Annotated in this window: 21 protein-coding genes; 9 read left to right on the top strand and 12 right to left on the bottom strand. The window is 70.5% G+C overall.

Annotated elements, in window-relative coordinates; genetic code table 11:
• Window positions 1–33: 33 nt before the first annotated feature.
• Window positions 34–669 carry a serine aminopeptidase domain-containing protein gene (locus KY661_RS18700; protein ID WP_225411491.1) on the bottom strand — a complete coding sequence of 212 codons (636 nt, stop codon included), beginning with the start codon at window positions 667–669 and terminating at the stop codon, window positions 34–36.
• Window positions 670–960: 291 nt separating this feature from the next.
• Here KY661_RS18700 and KY661_RS18695 point away from each other — a divergent pair, with 291 nt between their 5' ends.
• The 3 genes from KY661_RS18695 to KY661_RS18685 all read left to right on the top strand — a co-directional run bounded on the left by KY661_RS18695 (window position 961) and on the right by KY661_RS18685 (window position 2,993).
• Window positions 961–1,383 (top strand): type III secretion system chaperone, encoded by a 423-nt coding sequence (locus KY661_RS18695; RefSeq protein ID WP_225411490.1) that lies wholly within the window; start codon window positions 961–963, stop codon window positions 1,381–1,383.
• 117 nt (window positions 1,384–1,500) lie between these two features.
• Window positions 1,501–2,457 (top strand): hypothetical protein, encoded by a 957-nt coding sequence (locus KY661_RS18690; RefSeq protein WP_225411489.1) that lies wholly within the window; start codon window positions 1,501–1,503, stop codon window positions 2,455–2,457.
• Between the two features lie 8 nt (window positions 2,458–2,465).
• Window positions 2,466–2,993, top strand: coding sequence for a hypothetical protein (locus KY661_RS18685; protein WP_225411488.1), 528 nt, complete (start codon window positions 2,466–2,468; stop codon window positions 2,991–2,993).
• Window positions 2,994–3,003: 10 nt separating this feature from the next.
• Here the strand turns inward: KY661_RS18685 and KY661_RS18680 are convergent, their stop codons facing one another.
• Genes KY661_RS18680 through KY661_RS18670 form a run of 3 tightly spaced genes read right to left on the bottom strand, consistent with a single transcriptional unit; the run spans window position 3,004 to window position 6,170 of the window.
• A complete protein-coding gene (locus KY661_RS18680) occupies window positions 3,004–4,200 on the bottom strand; it encodes a class I SAM-dependent rRNA methyltransferase (protein ID WP_075011362.1) in 1,197 nt (398 codons plus the stop codon).
• 6 nt (window positions 4,201–4,206) lie between these two features.
• Window positions 4,207–5,016, bottom strand: coding sequence for an HAD-IIB family hydrolase (locus KY661_RS18675; protein WP_225411487.1), 810 nt, complete (start codon window positions 5,014–5,016; stop codon window positions 4,207–4,209).
• On the bottom strand, window positions 5,013–6,170 hold the full coding sequence (locus KY661_RS18670) for a hypothetical protein (protein WP_225411486.1): 1,158 nt from the start codon (window positions 6,168–6,170) through the stop codon (window positions 5,013–5,015). The genes KY661_RS18675 and KY661_RS18670 overlap by 4 nt, the downstream gene beginning before the upstream one ends.
• Before the next feature lie 108 nt (window positions 6,171–6,278).
• On the opposite strand from KY661_RS18670, the gene corA reads away from it, so the two are divergent.
• Genes corA through KY661_RS18655 form a run of 3 tightly spaced genes read left to right on the top strand, consistent with a single transcriptional unit; the run spans window position 6,279 to window position 8,469 of the window.
• Window positions 6,279–7,223, top strand: a complete 945-nt coding sequence (corA, locus tag KY661_RS18665) for a magnesium/cobalt transporter CorA (RefSeq protein ID WP_225411485.1) — start codon at window positions 6,279–6,281, stop codon at window positions 7,221–7,223.
• A 17-nt stretch (window positions 7,224–7,240) separates the two neighbouring features.
• Complete coding sequence (locus tag KY661_RS18660) at window positions 7,241–8,029, top strand: alpha/beta fold hydrolase (RefSeq protein WP_225411484.1); 789 nt, start codon at window positions 7,241–7,243, stop codon at window positions 8,027–8,029.
• Window positions 8,030–8,052: 23 nt separating this feature from the next.
• Window positions 8,053–8,469 carry a cupin domain-containing protein gene (locus KY661_RS18655; protein ID WP_225411483.1) on the top strand — a complete coding sequence of 139 codons (417 nt, stop codon included), beginning with the start codon at window positions 8,053–8,055 and terminating at the stop codon, window positions 8,467–8,469.
• 28 nt (window positions 8,470–8,497) lie between these two features.
• Here KY661_RS18655 and KY661_RS18650 read toward each other — a convergent pair whose 3' ends face one another.
• From KY661_RS18650 to KY661_RS18615, 8 genes are all read right to left on the bottom strand, one after another.
• A complete protein-coding gene (locus KY661_RS18650) occupies window positions 8,498–9,022 on the bottom strand; it encodes a N,N-dimethylformamidase beta subunit family domain-containing protein (RefSeq protein WP_225411482.1) in 525 nt (174 codons plus the stop codon).
• Window positions 9,023–9,181: 159 nt separating this feature from the next.
• Window positions 9,182–9,562 carry a hypothetical protein gene (locus KY661_RS18645; RefSeq protein WP_225411481.1) on the bottom strand — a complete coding sequence of 127 codons (381 nt, stop codon included), beginning with the start codon at window positions 9,560–9,562 and terminating at the stop codon, window positions 9,182–9,184.
• Between the two features lie 35 nt (window positions 9,563–9,597).
• Window positions 9,598–10,605 (bottom strand): dipeptidase, encoded by a 1,008-nt coding sequence (locus tag KY661_RS18640; protein WP_075011401.1) that lies wholly within the window; start codon window positions 10,603–10,605, stop codon window positions 9,598–9,600.
• A gap of 49 nt (window positions 10,606–10,654) precedes the next feature.
• Window positions 10,655–11,728 (bottom strand): serine/threonine-protein kinase, encoded by a 1,074-nt coding sequence (locus KY661_RS18635; RefSeq protein ID WP_225411480.1) that lies wholly within the window; start codon window positions 11,726–11,728, stop codon window positions 10,655–10,657.
• 252 nt (window positions 11,729–11,980) lie between these two features.
• Entirely contained in the window at window positions 11,981–12,514 is a 534-nt protein-coding gene (locus tag KY661_RS18630) for a hypothetical protein (RefSeq protein ID WP_075011371.1), read from the bottom strand.
• Window positions 12,515–12,687: 173 nt separating this feature from the next.
• Window positions 12,688–13,227, bottom strand: a complete 540-nt coding sequence (locus KY661_RS18625; RefSeq protein ID WP_225411479.1) for a hypothetical protein — start codon at window positions 13,225–13,227, stop codon at window positions 12,688–12,690.
• A gap of 7 nt (window positions 13,228–13,234) precedes the next feature.
• Entirely contained in the window at window positions 13,235–13,747 is a 513-nt protein-coding gene (locus tag KY661_RS18620; RefSeq protein WP_225411478.1) for a hypothetical protein, read from the bottom strand.
• A 38-nt stretch (window positions 13,748–13,785) separates the two neighbouring features.
• Window positions 13,786–14,205, bottom strand: a complete 420-nt coding sequence (locus tag KY661_RS18615; RefSeq protein WP_225411477.1) for a hypothetical protein — start codon at window positions 14,203–14,205, stop codon at window positions 13,786–13,788.
• Window positions 14,206–14,287: 82 nt separating this feature from the next.
• Between KY661_RS18615 and KY661_RS18610 the strand changes: the two genes are divergently transcribed.
• From KY661_RS18610 to KY661_RS18600, 3 genes are read left to right on the top strand one after another with little or no spacing between them, the layout of a single operon-like run.
• A complete protein-coding gene (locus KY661_RS18610; RefSeq protein WP_225411476.1) occupies window positions 14,288–15,313 on the top strand; it encodes a hypothetical protein in 1,026 nt (341 codons plus the stop codon).
• A 19-nt stretch (window positions 15,314–15,332) separates the two neighbouring features.
• Window positions 15,333–16,211 carry a DUF4129 domain-containing protein gene (locus KY661_RS18605; protein WP_225411475.1) on the top strand — a complete coding sequence of 293 codons (879 nt, stop codon included), beginning with the start codon at window positions 15,333–15,335 and terminating at the stop codon, window positions 16,209–16,211.
• Window positions 16,208–17,392 carry a DUF4350 domain-containing protein gene (locus KY661_RS18600; protein ID WP_225411474.1) on the top strand — a complete coding sequence of 395 codons (1,185 nt, stop codon included), beginning with the start codon at window positions 16,208–16,210 and terminating at the stop codon, window positions 17,390–17,392. The genes KY661_RS18605 and KY661_RS18600 overlap by 4 nt, the downstream gene beginning before the upstream one ends.
• Window position 17,393 lies beyond the last annotated feature (1 nt).

Genomic DNA, 17,393 nt, shown 5'->3' with positions numbered 1-17,393 from the left:
GTTCAGTGAAACCGGGAGGTTGTACGGCATCGGTCACTCGCCGGATAGGCGCTTCAGCCATCCAGAGAGGGCCTTTCCCACCTGAGGCAGGTTCCGCTGGAAGTTGGCCCCCGCGTCGTCGATGACCTCGATTTCTCCCCGCGAGGACTTCCCCACCGCCGCCGTCAGCGAGGCCCGGGGCAGGCGCTTGTCCTCGTCTCCCACCACCACGAGCAGGGAGCGGTCCAATTTGGCCAGCGCCGCGGGCGGCACATCCACGGGGGCGACCAGGCAGACGCCCCCGACGGCCGGATGGCGCGCGAGCAGCTCCAGCGCCACTTGCGCGCCCCCATGGAGCGAGGCCACCGCGAGGTGCGCGCTCTGGGCGTTCTCCAGCAGCACGCGCATGGCCGCCTCGGCGTCCTGTACGAGTGCCTCCCCAGCGCCCACCGAGCCCTGGCTTCCGCCCACACCCCGGTAGTTGAACCGCAGCGTCGGGAAGCCCGCCGTCGCGGCGGCCCACGCCAGCTCCGCGGCGATGACGTGATCCATGCCCCCACCCTCTTCGGGCCGGGGAGGCAGGATGAGCAACGGAGGCCGCTTCGCCCCCCGGTGCGCGGTCCCCTCCATCACCTCTTTGCCCACCGGGATGAGCGTGGACCGCTCAAGAAACTGACCTTTCTGGACCATGTCCCGACACCTTAAGAGGGCCCCACCCGCCCGGCATGCTGAGTCCTTCAAGACCCACTGAACAAATATTCAGAAAAACCGCATTTTCTGATCCAGAAATGATCCTGGGGTGATCCTCCGCAGGCGGACGGTCCCCTCGGGAGGGAGGGGCCCCAGCCCTGCGGAAAGGGGGGTCTTTTGATCCACGCCGTGGCGGGGAAAAAGGGCCTTGGGGGTGGGCGGCTGGCTTCCCCCGGAGGTCTGCTAATGTAGACGGCGAAACCTTTTCGTGTCCCCGGAGACCGAGACCCCATGACCCGAGACGAAGCGGTCCGCCTCGCCCAGGCGTTGCTCGCCGAGACCGGCCAACCCCAGAGCGTTGGCCTCAACCCCCAGGGCTTCGGCGGAGTCGCCATCGAGAACGCGCAGCTCTACTTCGAGTGGCACGACACGGAGCAGGCCTTGGAGTGCAGCGCGCTCATCCACAAGTTCCGGGACACCCCCAAGCCCGGCATCCTCGAGGGCTTCCACCAGGAGGAGAAGTCCGGCACGGACACGGGCGGCGGCACCGTGGACTACGAGCCCGAGAACAAGTCGCTCTTCCTCAGCCGCACCTTCACCCAGGCGCCCCCCAACACCATCTTCGTCGCGGAGATGAAGCGCCTGATGCGCGCCAGCCTCGTGTGGCACGGCGAGGTGCTCGACCGCGTGGCCTCCCGCGTCTTCAAGGGCTGAGCCCCGCCCTCCCCTCCTGACGCACCCCGTCGCACACCGGGAAAGCAACTTTCCTCGCTGGGCGGCGACAATCCCTCCTGAAGCAGTCCTCTTTCTTTTGATTTCTTTGGAGTCCCCATGAATCCCATCGAGCGTGGCCGGAACCTCATCAACCAGGTGCGCACCGGCGCCGAGCGGACGATTGATCGTGCGCAAGAGACCGTTGGCAACGTCGTCGACCAGGCCCGCGGCGTCGCCGCCGAGGGTGGCCGCCGCGTCAACCAGTTCGTGGATGGCTTCGAGAACGCCGCCGTCAAGGGCACTCAGGCCGTTCAGGGCTTCTTCGGCGGTGGCAACCAGCCGGACCGCGTGCACGACGGGCAGTTCGTCGGCGCCGGCGGCCAGACGTTCTCCCCGGACACCGCGCTGAGCGATGTGCCCGCCGTCACCCCGCGCAACAACCCGAACGCCACGGACACCGTCCTCTACGTCAACGGCATCAACACGACGAAGGATGCCCAGGCCAACAGCCTGCAGGCCATCGCGGACACCACCGGCGCGCGCGTCATCGGCATCCACAACGCCACCGAGGGCATGGGCGCGGACCTGGCCCAGTGCGTGAAGGACAAGCTGGACAAGGGCACCAACCCCGCCGTGGATACCCTGGCGGACACGCTCTACAACGAGATCAAGGCGGGCCGGAACGTGCACCTGATGGCGCACAGCCAGGGCGGCCTCATCTCCAGCCGCGCGCTGGGCGATGTCTACAACCGGCTGCGCGTTGAAGACGGGATGTCCCAGGCGGATGCCCAGCAGGCCATGAGCCACATCAACGTGGAGACGTTCGGCGCCGCGGCCACCCGCTACCCGGACGGCCCGAACTACGTGCACTACGTCAACCGCGGTGACCCGGTGCCGGGTCTCTTCGGTCTCGGCCCGGTTCCGGACTCCTGGAACCCGGTGGCCGACGGCGGCAAGGGCTCGGTGGTGCGTCACTTCAACGAGTTCCACCTGAACCCCATCGGGGCCCACAACTTCGAGTCCGTGTACCTCAACCAGCGCGTGCCGTTCGACCAGGCCCGGACGGGTAACTAGGACTGGCGATGGCGACTGCCCCTCGCAGTGGCCTGGCGGGCCTCCTGAAGTCCTGGGTGGCCGGCCTCGGGCCCGCCGCTCCCGCGGGAATTCCCCTGACGCGGGAGCTGGCGCAGCAGCTGGTGCAGACGTTCATCCACTCCGAGGGGTCCCCCATCAGCCCGGGCATCAACGCCCAGGGCTTCGGGGGGCTCGCCGCCGGAGGGGCCCAGCTCTACTTCGAGTGGCACGAGGACACGAAGGCGCTGGAGTGCAGCGCCCTCGTGTACCGCTTCCGCCAGCCCCCCAAGCCCGGCGTCATCGCGGGCTTCGAGGCCGAGGCCCAGGAGGGCACGGACGCGGGCGGGGGCACGGTGGACTACGAGCCCGAGAACCGGGGCTTGTTCCTCTCGCGCACCTACACGGAAGTCCCCGGCGAGCGCGCCTTCGCCAAGGAGATGCGCCGGTTGATGAAGGCCAGCCTCCGGTGGAACCGCGAGGTGCTGGACCGCGTGGCCTCCCGGGTGTTCCACCCCGAGGAGCTGGAGAAGCGCTGAGCGGCGCGGCCTACACCGCGCCCAGCACGTAGAACTTCAGGTACTTGCCTTCCGGGAACTGCAGGCGGACCGGGTGGTCGGGCGGCTGGTAGCGCTCCTCCACCAGGGCCAGGTCCACGCCCGCCTTGAAGGCCGCCTCCCGCACCGCCCCCATGAAGTCGTTCGGGCTCACGCGCGCCGAGCAGGAGGCCGTGGCCAGCAAGCCGCCCGGCTTCAGCAGGGCCAGCGCCTGACGGTTGAGCGAGGCGTACCCATCGAGGGCCGCCTGCACCGCCTTCTGGCTCTTCGCGAACGCTGGCGGGTCCAGGATGATCAGATCGAAGGTGCGCCCCTCGTCCTTGAAGGACTGGATGATCTTGAAGACGTCCGCGGCGAGGAAGTCATGGCGCTCGGCGGGCAGCCCGTTGCGGGTGAAGTTCTCCCGCGCCAGGGCGATGGCATCCGGGTCCAGGTCCACCGAGAAGACGCTCTTGGCCCCGCCCAGCGCCGCGTTCACCGAGAAGCCGCCGCTGAAGCAGAAGCAGTTGAGCACGTCCCGGTCCTTCGCCAGGCGGCGGATGAGGAAGCGGTTCTCCCGCTGATCCAGGAAGAAGCCCGTCTTCTGTCCGCGCCAGGCATCCACCAGGAAGGTGGCGCCCCGCTCGCGGATGGGGATGAGCTCCGGGGCCTGCGCGCCGTAGAGCATCCGCCCCGTGCCCCGGCCGTCCTCGTCCTCCACGTCGTCCCGGGCGACTTCATCCCGGCCGATGATGCCCTTGAGCTCCGGCAGCGCCGCCTTGAGGGCCTCCACCAGCAGGTGGCGGTAGGGCGTCAGCCCCGCCGAGTACAGCTTGAGCACCGCGTAGCCCGCGTACAGGTCCACCACCACGCCCGGCAGCCCATCCCCCTCGCCGTGCAACAGGCGGAAGCTGTCCGTGTCCGTCAAGTCGATGAGCGAGCGCCGCTCCGCGAGCGCCTGGCGCACCCGCCGCGCCATGAAGCCCGCGTCGATGGTCTCCCGCGAGTCCCGCGTGAGCACGCGCACCGCGATGGCCGAGTGCGGATCAAAGTAGCCCCGCGCGACGAACTTCCCGCCCTCGGTCAGGTCCACCACGCTGCCCGCGGGAATCTTCGGCACCTGCTCCAGGGCCTTGCGGAACACCCACGGATGGCCGGCGCGCAGGTGGCGCCCGAGGCCCCGGGCCAGTTCGAGTCTGACGACGTTCACGGTGTGTCACTCCTGAAGGCGGTCCCGCTGGACGAGGATGGCACGGGCCAGTTCCTCGAACCCGCGTCCCTCGGCGGCCCGGGTGATGAAGGCCGGTGGCGCCTCGATGCGGTCTAGCACGCTCCGGACATTGGCCACACCCACGCTGAGGGCAAAGGCCTGGAACATCGGAGCATCGTTGAAAGAATCCCCGGCATAGACGAAGCGGCCGCCGTCCGGCCGCAGGGCCTGGCCCCAGGCCTCCCGGGCGAAGCGGCGCGTCGCGATGAGCTTGTCGAACCGCCCCAGCCAGCAGTTCACGTGCACCGAGGAGCGCACCGCCGTCACCCCGCGCTCGCGCAGCAGCGCCTCGATGCGGCCTGCGGCGGCATCCCCCAGCCGGGCCTCCTCGTTGTAGTCGATGGCCAGGTCCACCTCGGTGTACGCGCTGTCCGAGGAGAGCTGGGCGCCAGGCACCCGCTTGAGCACCCGGAGCACCTCCGAGCGCAGGCGACGGCGGTTCGCGGCCCTCTCCGAGGGGGCCTCCAGGTACACCTTGCGCAGGCGCCCCCCCTTCCGGAAGAAGAAGAGCCCGCCGTTCTCCACGATGACCCCGTCCACGGGCAGCGTGCGGGCCCAGGCCTCGCCCCACCCCGCCGGGCGCCCGCTCACCAGCACCACCTTCAGGCCCGCCTCGGACAGGCGCTCCAGCGCGCGCACCGTCTGCGCCCGCAGCCGGTGGCCCGTGGTGAGGGTGCCATCCACGTCCGTGAACACCCCCTCCACCTGGGAGAGTCCTGCCTCCCGGAGGGGCCGCGGCCGGGAAGGCGCCGTCACATCCCCCCCAGGTTCGCCAGCAACCGCTGCAGGGTCTCCAGCGTGGAGCGCAGCTCCGGGCCCGACAGGGTGTTCAGCGGCACCTTGCGCGTCTTGCGCAGGAACACGTCCAGGCCCGGGTCGCGCCCATACAGGGACTGCGCCACCATCACCGCCTCGGCCAGGAAGCGCGCGGCCCCGGCGGGATCCGTCCCCATCAACCCCTGCGCCCGCTCCAGCCTCACGCCGCACACCGCCCATACTTCGCGGTCATTGATGATGAGCACCTTGCGCTGGTTCACCGCCGACAGCGAGCGCACCAGGGCATCCAGCGCCTCCAGGGGCTCCAGCAGCTCGGCCTTCGTCAGCGTGGAGGCGGCGGCGAGCCGGCCCACCTGGCCCCGCAGCTCGATGATGTGCCGCTTGTCCTGGGCCCGCAGCCCCCGGTAGGCCGCCGTCCGGCCGAACGCGTCCAGCTCGTTCTGCAGCTGCTGGGCATTCCACTGCATGTCCTCGGCCTCGGCCTCGCGCACCTTGTCCAGCCGCACGGCGATGATGCGCGTCAGGTCCGCCACGATGGCCCGCACCGTCATGGCCGCCTTCACGTCCCCCTCGTACCCGGGCACCACCTCCTTGCGGGCCACGTCCACCAGCTGGCTCATGGAGTTGTAGACGAGGTCCCCAATCTGCTCCCGGAAGGTGGTGCGGAACTTCTGGATCTCCGCCAGCAGCACCCACCGGTCGGACACCACGGAGGGGTTGCGCATGGCCTCGCCCAGCTGGGTGACTTCCTGCGCCACCTGGCCCATGGCCTGCCGCAGCGAGGCCGCGGCGTTGCGCGTCTTGTGCTGATCCGCCGTGGGCGCCACCGGCGGCGGCGTCCCTGCCTGCGGCCCGGGGAACTGCTGGCGGATGACCGCGAGCAGCGCGTTCACGTCCACCACCGTGTCCCGGATGACGGGCGCCATCGCCTCCCACAGCGACAGGTCCGCCCCCGACTCATCGGTGGAGTCCGTCTCGTACTTCACCACATCCATGTCACTCAGCCGCGCGATGGCCTGCGTGGCGGCGGCGTACACTTTTCTCAGCCGGTCCGCGAAGATCTGATCCGGCAGCGCCTGGAGGATCTGCTCGAGCCTGGGAGAGAGGGGGGCCAGGGAGGGTTCTTCGGACACGGACGGGCACTCTAGACGGTTCCCGTGCGTCCGGGGTCTCGACTTCTCACCCTGTTTGGTTCTAGCAATCGCACGCGAGCCGATATTTCCAGTCCGGAGAGCCGTGTCATGAAGGTCCAGGTCTGCCTCCTCCAGGAGGGCCGGGTGCTCACAGGGGGCGAAGAGCTCCTGGAGCAGCCCGGCACCAAGTGGATCGACGTCCTCACCCCCGGGGAGGAGGGCATGCGCCGGCTCGCCGAGCGCTTCCGCCTCCACAAGCTGGCCGTCGAGGACTGCCTCCACCTGGACCAGCGCCCCAAGCTCGAGGCCTACCCCGAGCACCACTTCGTCGTCCTCCAGGGCTTCACCACCGGCAAGGACATCTGCGACCTGACCCTACACGAGCACCACTTCTTCCTCGGGCCCGGCTGGCTCATCAGCGTTCACGAATTTCCCTTCGATGCCCACGACGAGGTGCGCCGCCGCGTGGAGGCGGACCCCCCGGCGACGCTCGGGCGCGGGGTGGACTTCATCCTCTACATGCTGGCGGACACGCTCGTGGACCGGCAGTTCCCCATCCTGGATGCCTTCAGCGAAGAGCTGGAGGACCTGGAGACGGCCATCTTCGAGCAGCCGGACCGGGCGCAGCTCCAGCGCATCTTCGAGCTCAAGCGCATGCTGGTGCATTTCCGCCGGGTGCTCTCACCGCAGCGGGACGTGGTGGGGCTGCTGTCGCGCGGCGGCATCCCCCTCATTCAAGAGCGCACCACGCTGTACTTCCGGGACGTGTACGATCACCTCATCCGGGTGTACGAGCAGATCGACTCCGGGCGCGACATCCTGGGCAACGCCATGGACGGCTACCTGTCCATGGTGGCCAACAAGACGAACGACATCACCAAGCAGCTCACCATCTTCGCCACCCTCTTCCTGCCCCTGTCCTTCATCGTCGGCTTCTTTGGCCAGAACTTCGATGCGCTCTCGGGGCGCGGCTACTACTACGCGATGTGGAGCTTGCTCGTGGCGTTCCCGCTCGCGCTCGTCGGCTGGTTCAAACACAAGAAGTGGCTCTGAGCCCCCTGGAGGCCCCCGTGCTGACCGTGACCGTGGATGGAGTCCCCCTGCGCTACCGCGACGTGGGCCAGGGGCTGCCCGTGCTGCTGCTGCATGCCTTTCCCCTGAGTGGCGCGGCGTTCGACGCGCAGGTGGCGGCGCTGTCGGGGCGCTACCGCTTCATCGTCCCGGACCAGCGGGGCTTCGGGCAGAGCGGCCTGGGCGCGGGGCCCTCGGAGATGTCCCTCCTGGCGCGCGATGCCCTGGCGCTGCTGGACGCGCTGAAGATCGACACGGCGGTGGTGGGCGGGGTGTCCATGGGCGGGTACGTGGCCATGGCGCTCCTGCGCGAGGATGCGGGGCGGGTCCGGGGGCTGGTGCTCGCGGACACCCAGGCCACCGCGGATGACGAGGCGGGCCGGGCGCGCCGCGAGGCCTCCGCCGTGGAGGCGCTGGACAAGGGCATCGAGCCGCTCGTGCAGACCCTGCTGCCGCGCCTGGTGGCCGCTGGGCCGGATTCGTCCGTGGGCCAGCAGGTGGCCACGCTGATGCGGGCAGCCTCCCCCGCTGCCGTGGCGGCCGCCCAGCGGGGCATGGCCTTGCGGCACGACAGCAAAGATGTCCTCGCGCGCTACGCGGGCCCCGCGCTCGTGGTGGTGGGCGAACAGGACGCGGTGACACCGCTCGACAGGGCGACGCAGCTCGCGGGCCTCATCTCGGGCGCCCAGTTGGAAGTCATTCCGGGCGCGGGCCACCTGGCCAACCAGGAGCAACCCGAGCGGTTCAACGCGGTGCTCGACCGCTTCCTGGGTGCTCTCTCCGTTTAAACAAGTCGAAGGAAGGCCCTCCCATGACCACGCACAAACCGACGCGCAAGCCCATCGTTCTGCCCCCCGGTGGAGGGCGTCAGTATCCGATGGGAAGAATCAGCGCCATGTTCAAGGCCGACTGCGACGAGACGGCGCAGGCCTACTCCATCTCCGAATGGTGGCTCGAGCCGAACACCCAGGGCCCCGGTGCGCACGCGCACCCGGAGGATGATGTGTTCTTCGTCCTCGAAGGCACGATGAGCATCCTGATCGGGGAGAAGTGGCTCGATGCGCCCCCCGGCTCCTTCGTGCTCGTGCCTGGCGGGGTGACCCACGACTTCGAAAACCGGAGCCAGCAGCGCGCAGGGATGATCAACTTCACCCCGGGCGTCTTCGAGCCCGAGATGGAGGGCATCTCCCAGTGGTTCAAGGAACATCCCCCGGGGGATGTGCGCTGAGAGAGCGTCTGACAAGCTCGTGGACGGATTAAGTCTGAGTGGCCGCGGCCGGCCGCGCCTTGACCAGCAGCGAGTGCAGGCTCCGCACGCCGTCCGCGCGCGTCACCTTCACCAGGTAGAGCCCGGGGCTCCAATCCTTCTCCACCGTGAAGGAGAACGTCTCCTGCGCCGGACACGGACGCACGGCCACGTCCTGCACCCGGGAACAGGGAGCGGCCGTGGCCGCCTTTCGCAAGCCGCCATCCCACACCTTGAGGGCCCCCGCGCCGCCGTAGAAGCCCTGGCGGAACACCTCCACGCGCAGGTCCGCGGCGCCCGGCGTCGAGACCTTCACCGTCACGGGCTCACCCCACTGCGCGGAGCTCAAGGAGACGTGGACATCGAGCTCCTCGGGCTTCGCGGGCTTGCCGCGGCGCCAGGAGGCATCTCCCCGGCGGGCCTGCCTGGCCTCGGAGGCCTTGGCGCGAACGAACCGCACCGCCGGTCCTTCAAACCCGGCCTGCCTCCAGGCCACGGACGCGGCCACCGGAGGCTCGAAATGCTCGGAAGGCATGTCCTGAACCGAACACGCCGACAACACCCACACCAACACCCCCCACGGGGTCCACCCCACCATACCCGCCCCCCTTCCCCACTCCCAAAGGGAAGGTAGGCATGGGGGGCAAGCCCGCCAACCGGAGGGCGGACCCGCTGCCCGGGCGCCGCAGGGGGCCTACTGCTCGCAGATGATCTGTTCGCCGGAGGCGGTGCAGCTCCGGCAGGTCTCCGCTTCCACGAGCACCCCCAGCCGGCACTCCAGCACCGCCAGGCCGTCGATCCGGCACAGGCCCCGGCCCTCGGCGCTGGAGCCGCAGTTGTCCCCGGCGAGGTTGGAGGAGGTGTCGCAGCGGATGGTGTCGCCCGACTCCTGGCAGCCCTGCGAGCCCCGGCAGGGAATGGCCCGCCACTGGCCCTGGCGGCACTCCAGGGCCTCGGCCTTGGAGGCGCACACGTAGCCGCCGCCCTCGCAAGACTCCCCATCGGCGGGATCATCCCCACACCCGGCGAGAAGGAGACAGCCCACCAGCGAAAGGAGCGCGCGGAATCGGTTCATGCGAAGGCCGACTATCACGGGCGGCGCGAGGCCGGTCAACCGCCGAGCGTCTCCCGGAAGAACCGCCGGAAGTTTCCCCCCAGGATGCGCTCCACCCGGGCCTCCGGGTGGCGCCGCAGCAGCACCTCGGTGAGGCGGGGCAGGTCCGTCACGTCCCGCATGCCCTTGGGCAGCGCCACCATCCCGTCATAGTCGGAGCCAATCGCCACCCCCTCCTCCCCCATGACGCTCAGCGCATGCTCGATGTGCCGGGCCACATCCTCCAGGGTGTCCCCTCCCAGGTACACGGGCGCGAGGATGATGCCCACCACCCCGCCCCGCTCCGCGATGCACCGCAAGGACGCATCCGAGAGGTTGCGCCACCCACCGCCCGCGCCCCGCACGCCCGTGTGCGAGGAGAAGAACCGCACCGAGGGCGACAGGGTGAACAGCTCCTCCAGGGTGCGCTCGGAGGCATGCGCCACATCCACGCTCATGCCCACGCGCGTCATCTCCTCCACCACCTCGCGCCCCAGCGGGGTGAGCCCCCGGTTGCCCATCATGGGAAACGAGGAGCCGCCCAGCGCGTTGTTGGACAGGTGGGTGAGCCCCATGAAGCGCACCCCGCGCGCGTGCAGCTCCGCGATGCGCGCCACCTGCCCCTCCAGCGCATGGCCCCCCTCCACCCCGAGGATGGCCGACAGGCGCCCCTGCGCGAGGTTCTCCTCCAGGGCCGCCCCGGTGCGGGTCACCGCCACGCGCCCCTCGGAGCGGCCGCAGAACGCCTCCAACTGCTCAATCTGCCAGAGGGCCCGGTGCCACTCGCTGGAGCGGGCCTGCCGGGGCCAGCCTCGCCAGGCGGCGAACACGGGAAAGCCGCCCACGAACGGGAAGCCCCGCGTGACGAGGGTGAAGCACTGCAATTTCACCCCGGCCTCGTGAAGCCGGGGGAAGTCCACGTGCCCCTCCTTGGACCGGACACACAGATCGCGGTTCCACATGAGCGAATCCGCATGACCGTCCGCGATGCACCAGCGCCGATGGAGTTCGTTCACGTCGCTCATGCGGTGCAGTTTCAGGCCTCGGCCTCCGGGGGACAAGGCATCCGCCGGCTCAATCGGGAAGCTGGGCGCCGCCATGGCGCTCCAGGGCCTCGGCGTGAACCTCGGCGGCCTCCTGCTCCGCGTCCCGGGGGCCATAGCAGCGCCCGGTTCCCCCAAGGAAGTGCCAGAGCTCGTTGCGCAGCTCCAGGGCCGTCTGGAACCGCTCGGCCGGGTTGCGCCGCAGCAGCCGCTGGATGATGGCGCGCATGGGGGGGGAGACGTCCCGGGTGGCCCGCTCCACGTGCTCCGGGCGGAAGCGCTCCATGCGCATGGCCATCTGCGGCGGGTTGACCCAGCTCTGCTCCTCGCTGTGCAGCGCGGCCTGCAGCGGCGTGGGAGGCCCCGCCCCCCGCATGGCCAGCTCCACCTCCTCCAGGTCCAACAGGTGCTTGCCCGTCACCAGCTCCAGGAGCACCACGCCGAGGGAAAACAGGTCCGAGCGGGCATCCAGCGGGTGGAGCAGGAGGTACTCCGGCGCCGAGTAGGCGATGTCCCCCTTGAGCAGGGGCCCCACGGTGGCGATGCGCCCCTCCATCCTCGAGAAGGCCACCGCGAAGTCGGTGAGCTTCACGCGGCCCCGGCTGCTCACCCGGATGTTCCGGGGGCCGACATCCCGGTGGATGACGCCCAGGGGGCCCTGGCGGTTGCGCAGCGTGTGGGCATGGTGCAGGGCATCGGCCACCTCCCCCATGACGTAGGCCGCGAACGGCTCGGACAGGGGCCGGCCCCGCATGGCGGCACAGCTCAGCAGCGTCTCCAGCGAGCTGCCCTCCACGTGCTCCATGACGACATGGGGCAGCCCGTCGATGATGCGCACGAGGTAAACCTGGGCGATACACGGGTGGTGAAGCTGGATGATGAGCTGGAACTCCTCCAGGAGCCTCGCGCGGTCAACGGCGCTTCGGGTCCCCTGGAGCCGCTTGATGAGCACCGCGCTGCCCAGGGTGTCGGCGTAGCGGCGCCGCGCCAGCAAGACCTCCGCGTTGTTGCTGTCACCCAGGTACTGGATGAGCTCGTACGAGGTGGCGCCAGCGGAGAAGAGGATGACGGGGTTTGACGGGGACTGCTCGGGGGGTCGGGACATCTCGCGCACTCCTTGGATAGACACACGAAAAGCCGCGCGTGGGACGGCGGGGAGAGCATGCCAACCTTACAGGTATGGCGCCCCGCATCCTACCAGAAATCGCATGCCGCCTTGGAGGGGCGTTATACCTGGCTGGGGAAACGGGGGTGAACCTCATGGGTTTCACCCTACCAGCGGGGGCAGACATCACGAAAAACGGCCCCCGCCGAAGCGGGAGCCGTTGGGAACTGCCCCGTCGCGTTGCCCGAGGGACTACTTGTCCATCACGGGCGAGAGGATGACGACGTCACGGGCCACCATGTCGTCCCCGTCCTTCACGAAGGAGGCGCGCACCTCGGTCCCCTCGTTGAAGTCATCCAGCTCCACCGCGCGGTTGTTCTCCGTCACGCGGGTCTTGTCGTCCGTCTTGAGCTTCAGCTCGGCGTTGGCGTTGCCCGGGACGATGAGGACCAGCGAGTTCCCCAGGGTGGACTGAACCCGGCCCTGGACGGTGGAGCCCGCCGCCAGGCTGCCGGACTCCGCGGCCAGCGCGCTGTCGGCCTCGGCGACGTCCTGGCGCTGCTCGGCGACGTCCTGCTGGGCCTCCGCCACCTCTTCCTGCTCCTCACGCTGGATGTCCGCCCGGTCCTCGGCCGCCTCTTGGCGGATCTCCGCCATGTCCTTCTGGGCTTCCTGCTGGGCCTGGGCCAGGTCCTGGCGCTCGTCCTGCGCCTCGTTGCGCTTGCTGCATCCCGCCGTCAGAGCCAACCCCGTGACCGTGGCCACCGCAATCATGAGCTTCCGCATGAAATGCTCCCCTTTTGTGCCGAGCCGGGGAGCGAGGGCCCCCCAGCGGTTGTGGGCAGAAAGTGGGGGCCTGAATCGGACTTGAGGAGCGCTTGCCAGAAGGGGCGAGGCGTCTCAGGGGAAGCAGCCAGGCGGCCGGGGGCTGGAGGGGCCGCCTGGGCCTTGGCGCGGGCTCAGGGTCCGCCGGTCCCCCCATCGGAGGCGCCGTCACACTCGGGCGCGCCTGCAAGGACCCAGCGGGCCACCAGTTCCCGCTCGGCGTCGGTGGGGGCCGGAAGCCCCGGCGGGGGCATGTTCCGGAAGTCGTAGGTGCGGAGCTTGATGCGCTCGGCCTTGGCCTTGGCCCCCGCGGGCGTTCCCCCCGCCACCTCGTAGTAGTCCAGACGGAAATCGCTTTGGCCGCTCCCGGTGGTCACCTCGCCATGGCACCCCGAGACGCAGTTGGCCAGCATGATGGGCTTGATGTCTTTGCACCAGGTGGGCACGGGCCCGTCCCCGCCATCCGGCGGCTCGGTGCCGCCATCGGCGACGTCGGGCAGTCCCAGTGACTCGCACGTCCGCCCGGCCCCGGCACGGACCGCGACGCACACGTAGGGGTCGGGGCAATCCTGGGCGGCCGCGCAGGTCTTCCCCGCGAAGTCGGTCACCGAGATGGAGCAGCCGGCGAGGAACATCGCGGCGCTGACGCACAGACTCGTAACGGCTCTTGTCATGATGGCTTCAGTTCCCCCCTCCATCCGGGGCACAAGGCAGTGCGCCGCCCGTCACCCACTGCGCCACCCGCGCGCGCTCGGCGTCGGTGGGCTGCGGGCTGAAGCTGCCAGGCGGCATGGTGCGCAGATCAAACGTCCGGGCCTTGATGCGGTCGGCCATCGCCTTGGCGCCCTTCACCCCGCCGTCCTCGGGCTCGTAGTAATCCAGGCGGAAGCCCCTCTGGCCGCTGCTGCTGTTGTCCGCGCCATGGCAGGACGACACACAGGAGGCATTCAGGATGGGCTGCACATCGCAATACGTGGGCACCACCCCGCCGTCACCAGGGCCTCCATCCGCGGGCCCACCGTCACCGGGCCCCGCGTCCACGGAGGGTGGATAGATGAGCTCGCACGTGCGCTGCGCGCCCAGCTCCATGCAGGCGTACGCCTGGGGGCAGTCCGTGTTGGACGTGCACGCCCGGTTCACGGCCTCATCCTGGGAGATGATGCACCCCGCCACCGACAGCACGGTGGCGAGCACCAGAAAACCACCTCTCGACCTTGCGTCCACGGGCGCTCTCAGAAGTGGTAGGTGAGGCTCGCCGCATCCGCAGCGGGCTCGGGGAGGAACTCCAGCAGCAGCCCGTACGCCAGGGTGAGCCCGGCGACCCCGTACATCACGTTGGCGGTCGCGGAGGCAGCGCGCGCCCGGTGCAGCGCCGAGCTGGCCTCGCGGGCCGACTCCAGGCTGTCGGCCCGCCGTGCCTCGCCACGCGCGAAGAAGCCCACGCCGATTCCGCCCAGCAGCAGCGCGCCGCCCGCGGCGAAGGCATAGCGGTGGCCCCGGAGGAAGGGCTCGGGGGAGCGCCGGGGGGCATCCACGGTGGGGACCTGAACCCCCGGCGCGGAAGCGGAAGAAGAGGGCTCGGCCGCCGCGGCGGGCAGGGCCAGCATCAACGCCAGGGCCGAGGCGGCGAGCGGGCGGAGGGCAATGAACATAAGCGGACTATAGCGGGATCCGCCCTGACTTCATTAGATCCGTGTGCGTTGACAGCCAGGGGACACGTATGCTGCGCCTCCCGTGAAGCCCTTCCCTGGAATCCAGGAGCCGCGTCCGCTGGCCCTCGGCGAGATGATCGACCGCTCGGCCACGTTCTGGCGCGCCCACCTCAAGCCCTTGTTCCTGCTGAGCTTCGGCTTCGAGCTGGTCAACTACATCCTCACCAAGACCGTGGTGCTCTCCCTGGAGCGCAGCACCGCCCTGCTCCAGGACAACGCCGCCATCCAGAGCGATCCCTTCGCCGTGCTCGGGGAGGCCGGTGTCGTGCTGGCCACCTCCTCGGCGCTCTGGCTGGTGCTCATCTGGAACTACTGGCTGGCCACCCTGGCCGTCACCCGCTACGTGGTGCCCCACCAGCTCGGGGAGAACGCCCGGCCCTCCGACGGCCTGCGGCGGGGCTGGGCCCAGGTGGTTCCCCTCACGGGCGCCTACTTCCTGTCCCAGCTCTGGGCCCTGGGCGCGGTGCTCCTCATGGTGCTCCCGGGCGCGGTCCTGCTCGGGGTGGGGTTCCTGGTGGCGCGGGACGGCGCGGGGGCCTCCAGCCTCGTGGGCATCGTGCTGCTCTCGGGCGGGGCCCTTCTGGCCTTCCTCGGCTTCCTGGCCGCGATCCTCTGGTACTTCCTGCGCTTCTCGCTGCTGGCCCCGGTGTTCGCCATGGAAGATCTGGGCGCCGTGGCCGCCTTCCGGCGCTCCGGGCGGCTCATCTCCGGGCGCGTCCAGGCCGGGTTCCTGGGCCTCGTGAAGGTCCGGGCGATGATCCTCCTCACCGTCATGTCCGGCATCCTCATCGCCATCAGCTTCGTCTCCGGGCTGCCCGCGTGGATTGTCCGCCTCTCCTACGCCAACCCGTTCGATCCGGCCTCCGTGGCGGCCAACCCCATCCCCCAGACGCTCCTCGTCCCCGTGGAGCTGTTCCAGGTGGTGGGCCAGTCGCTCTTCACGCCGCTCGCGCTCGTCTTCTCCGCCATGTTCTACCTGGACATGCGGATGCGCCGCGAAGGGCTGGACCTCGAGCGCCGCCTCGACGCGCCCCGCCCCACCACCTGATGCCCTCCGTGAGCGCCCCGTGCTGACCTTCGCCCTGCCCCTGCTCCTGGCCTCGCTGCCCTGCACGGACCTGCGGGACGGCGCGCAGCGGCTCGAAGCGCTCGCCACGGCCCCTCCGGAGGAGGCCACCGCCCTCATGAGGGAACTCGCGGCGCGCGCGGGAGGCCTCCCCTTGAGCCTCCCCGAGGACATGCCCCCCGAGGCCCGGGCCCACACGGTGGCCGTCCGGCTGAAGGAAGCCTGTGCGCTCCAGGACGCCGCGGCCCTCCAGGAGCCCGCCCCCGAGGGCAGCCGGGACCGGCTCCAGGCCATCCTGGACCGCCCCGAGTTCGCCCAGGCCCGCCGCCGCAACTCGGACCTCGTCCAGCGCCTGCTCCGGGAGCTGGAGGCCTGGATGGACGGCTTCTTCCAGTCCCGGGGGGCCCAGAGCTTCGCCGTGGCCACCCGGGCGGTGATGCTGGGGCTGGCGCTGGCCGTCATCCTCTGGTGCCTGCTGCGGCTGCGGCGCTGGCGGCGCCCCCCCTCCCAGGTCCCCGTGGCTGCCGCCGGAGCCGCCTCCCCGCTCGAACTCGACTCCCCACGCGAGCACCTCCAGCGGGCCCGGGCGGCGCTCGTCCCGGATCCGCGCGAGGCCATCCGCCAGGGGCTGCTCGCCCTGCTCTCCACGCTGGAAGAGCGGCGCCTGGCGCGTCCGGACCGGGTGAAGACGAACCGTGAGCTCGCCGCCGAGCTGCCCGCCCGCGGCGCCCCCGCCCCCCTCGTCCAGGAGGTGGAGCGGCTGACGCGCTGGTACGACCAGACGTTCTACTCGCTGTCCCCCGTGCCCGCCGAGGAGGCCGCCCGCTTCGTGGAAGACGTGGAGCGGCTGCACCGCTCGCCGCCGGGAGCCCCGGCATGAGGAACCTGCGCACGGCCCTGTTCTTCGGCCTGCTCATCACGCTCGCGGCGGCGCTGGGGCTCGTCGTGCGGCAGGCGCCCCCCGAGTCCACGGTGCCCTCCGTGGACAACCCGGGCCCGCTCGGGCTGCGCGCGCTGTACCTCTATCTAAAGGAGGGCGGTGCCCCGGTGGAGGCCCATCGGGACTCCCTGGAGTCGCTGCCCCCGGACACCCGGACCCTCGTCCTCCCCGCCCCCCAGGCCCGGACCGTGAGCACCGAAGAGGTGGCAGCCCTGGAGCGCTTCGTGCGCGGCGGGGGAACGCTCGTCGTCCTCGTCTCGCACGAGAAGGATCAAGGCCAGCCCGCGCTGTCCCTGTGGCTGGAGCTGGGCCAGGGCCCCCTGCTGCCCACCCGGGAGCGGGGCCTGCCCTCGGACACGCAGGATCTGGGGGGCACCACCCTGGACGTGTGGCTCCCGGCGGGCGCGGTGTCCGGGGTGAAGAACCTCCGGGTCTCCCGGGACCGAGGCGTCACGGTGGGGAAGCCCGAGGCCGTGCCGCTCGCGGGCCTGGAGAACGCCGTGGGGCTGTGGCGGCTGGGCCTGGGCCAGGGCGAGGTGTACGTGGCGGCGGGGGCGGACCTCGCGGAGAACCGGCGCCTGGAGCTGCTGGACAACCTGCGCTTCTGGGAGGCACTGGCCGCCCGGGGGCCGCTGCGCTTCGACGAGTTCCACCACGCCGCAGCGCCGCCCCCGCCCCTGTCCCGGGGCATCTGGGTGTTCGCACTCCAGTGCCTGGCGGTGGGCCTGCTGTACGCGGTGTCGCGGGGCACGCGCTTCGGGGCCCCCAGGCCCCTGCAGCCCGTGCGGCACCGCTCGTCGGTGGAGTACGCCCGCTCGATGGGGTGGCTCGCACGGCGCTCCCGCGTGGAGCGCGAGCTGCTGCCCGAGCTGGCCCACGGCCTGCGCCAGCTCATGCACGAGCGGCTGGGCATCGCGCTCACGCTCTCCGAGGAGGAAGCCGCGCGCCTGCTGGAACAGCGCTGTGGGCTCCCGGCCCCGCACTACCTGGAAGCCCGCGCGCAGCTCGCCCGCGCGCTGGATCAACCGGCCGTGACGCCGCGGGACTATGCCCGCATCGCGGCCCGGTACGCGCGGCTGGAGGATGTCATCACCGGCCGCGCGTCCTTCTCACCCGAGTAGG

Source organism: Allostigmatella hybrida (genome assembly GCF_020103775.1).
GTDB lineage: Bacteria > Myxococcota > Myxococcia > Myxococcales > Myxococcaceae > Hyalangium > Hyalangium aurantiaca.
The sequence above is the reverse complement of the archived record's forward strand: the minus strand, read 5'-3'. Positions and strand labels throughout refer to the sequence as shown.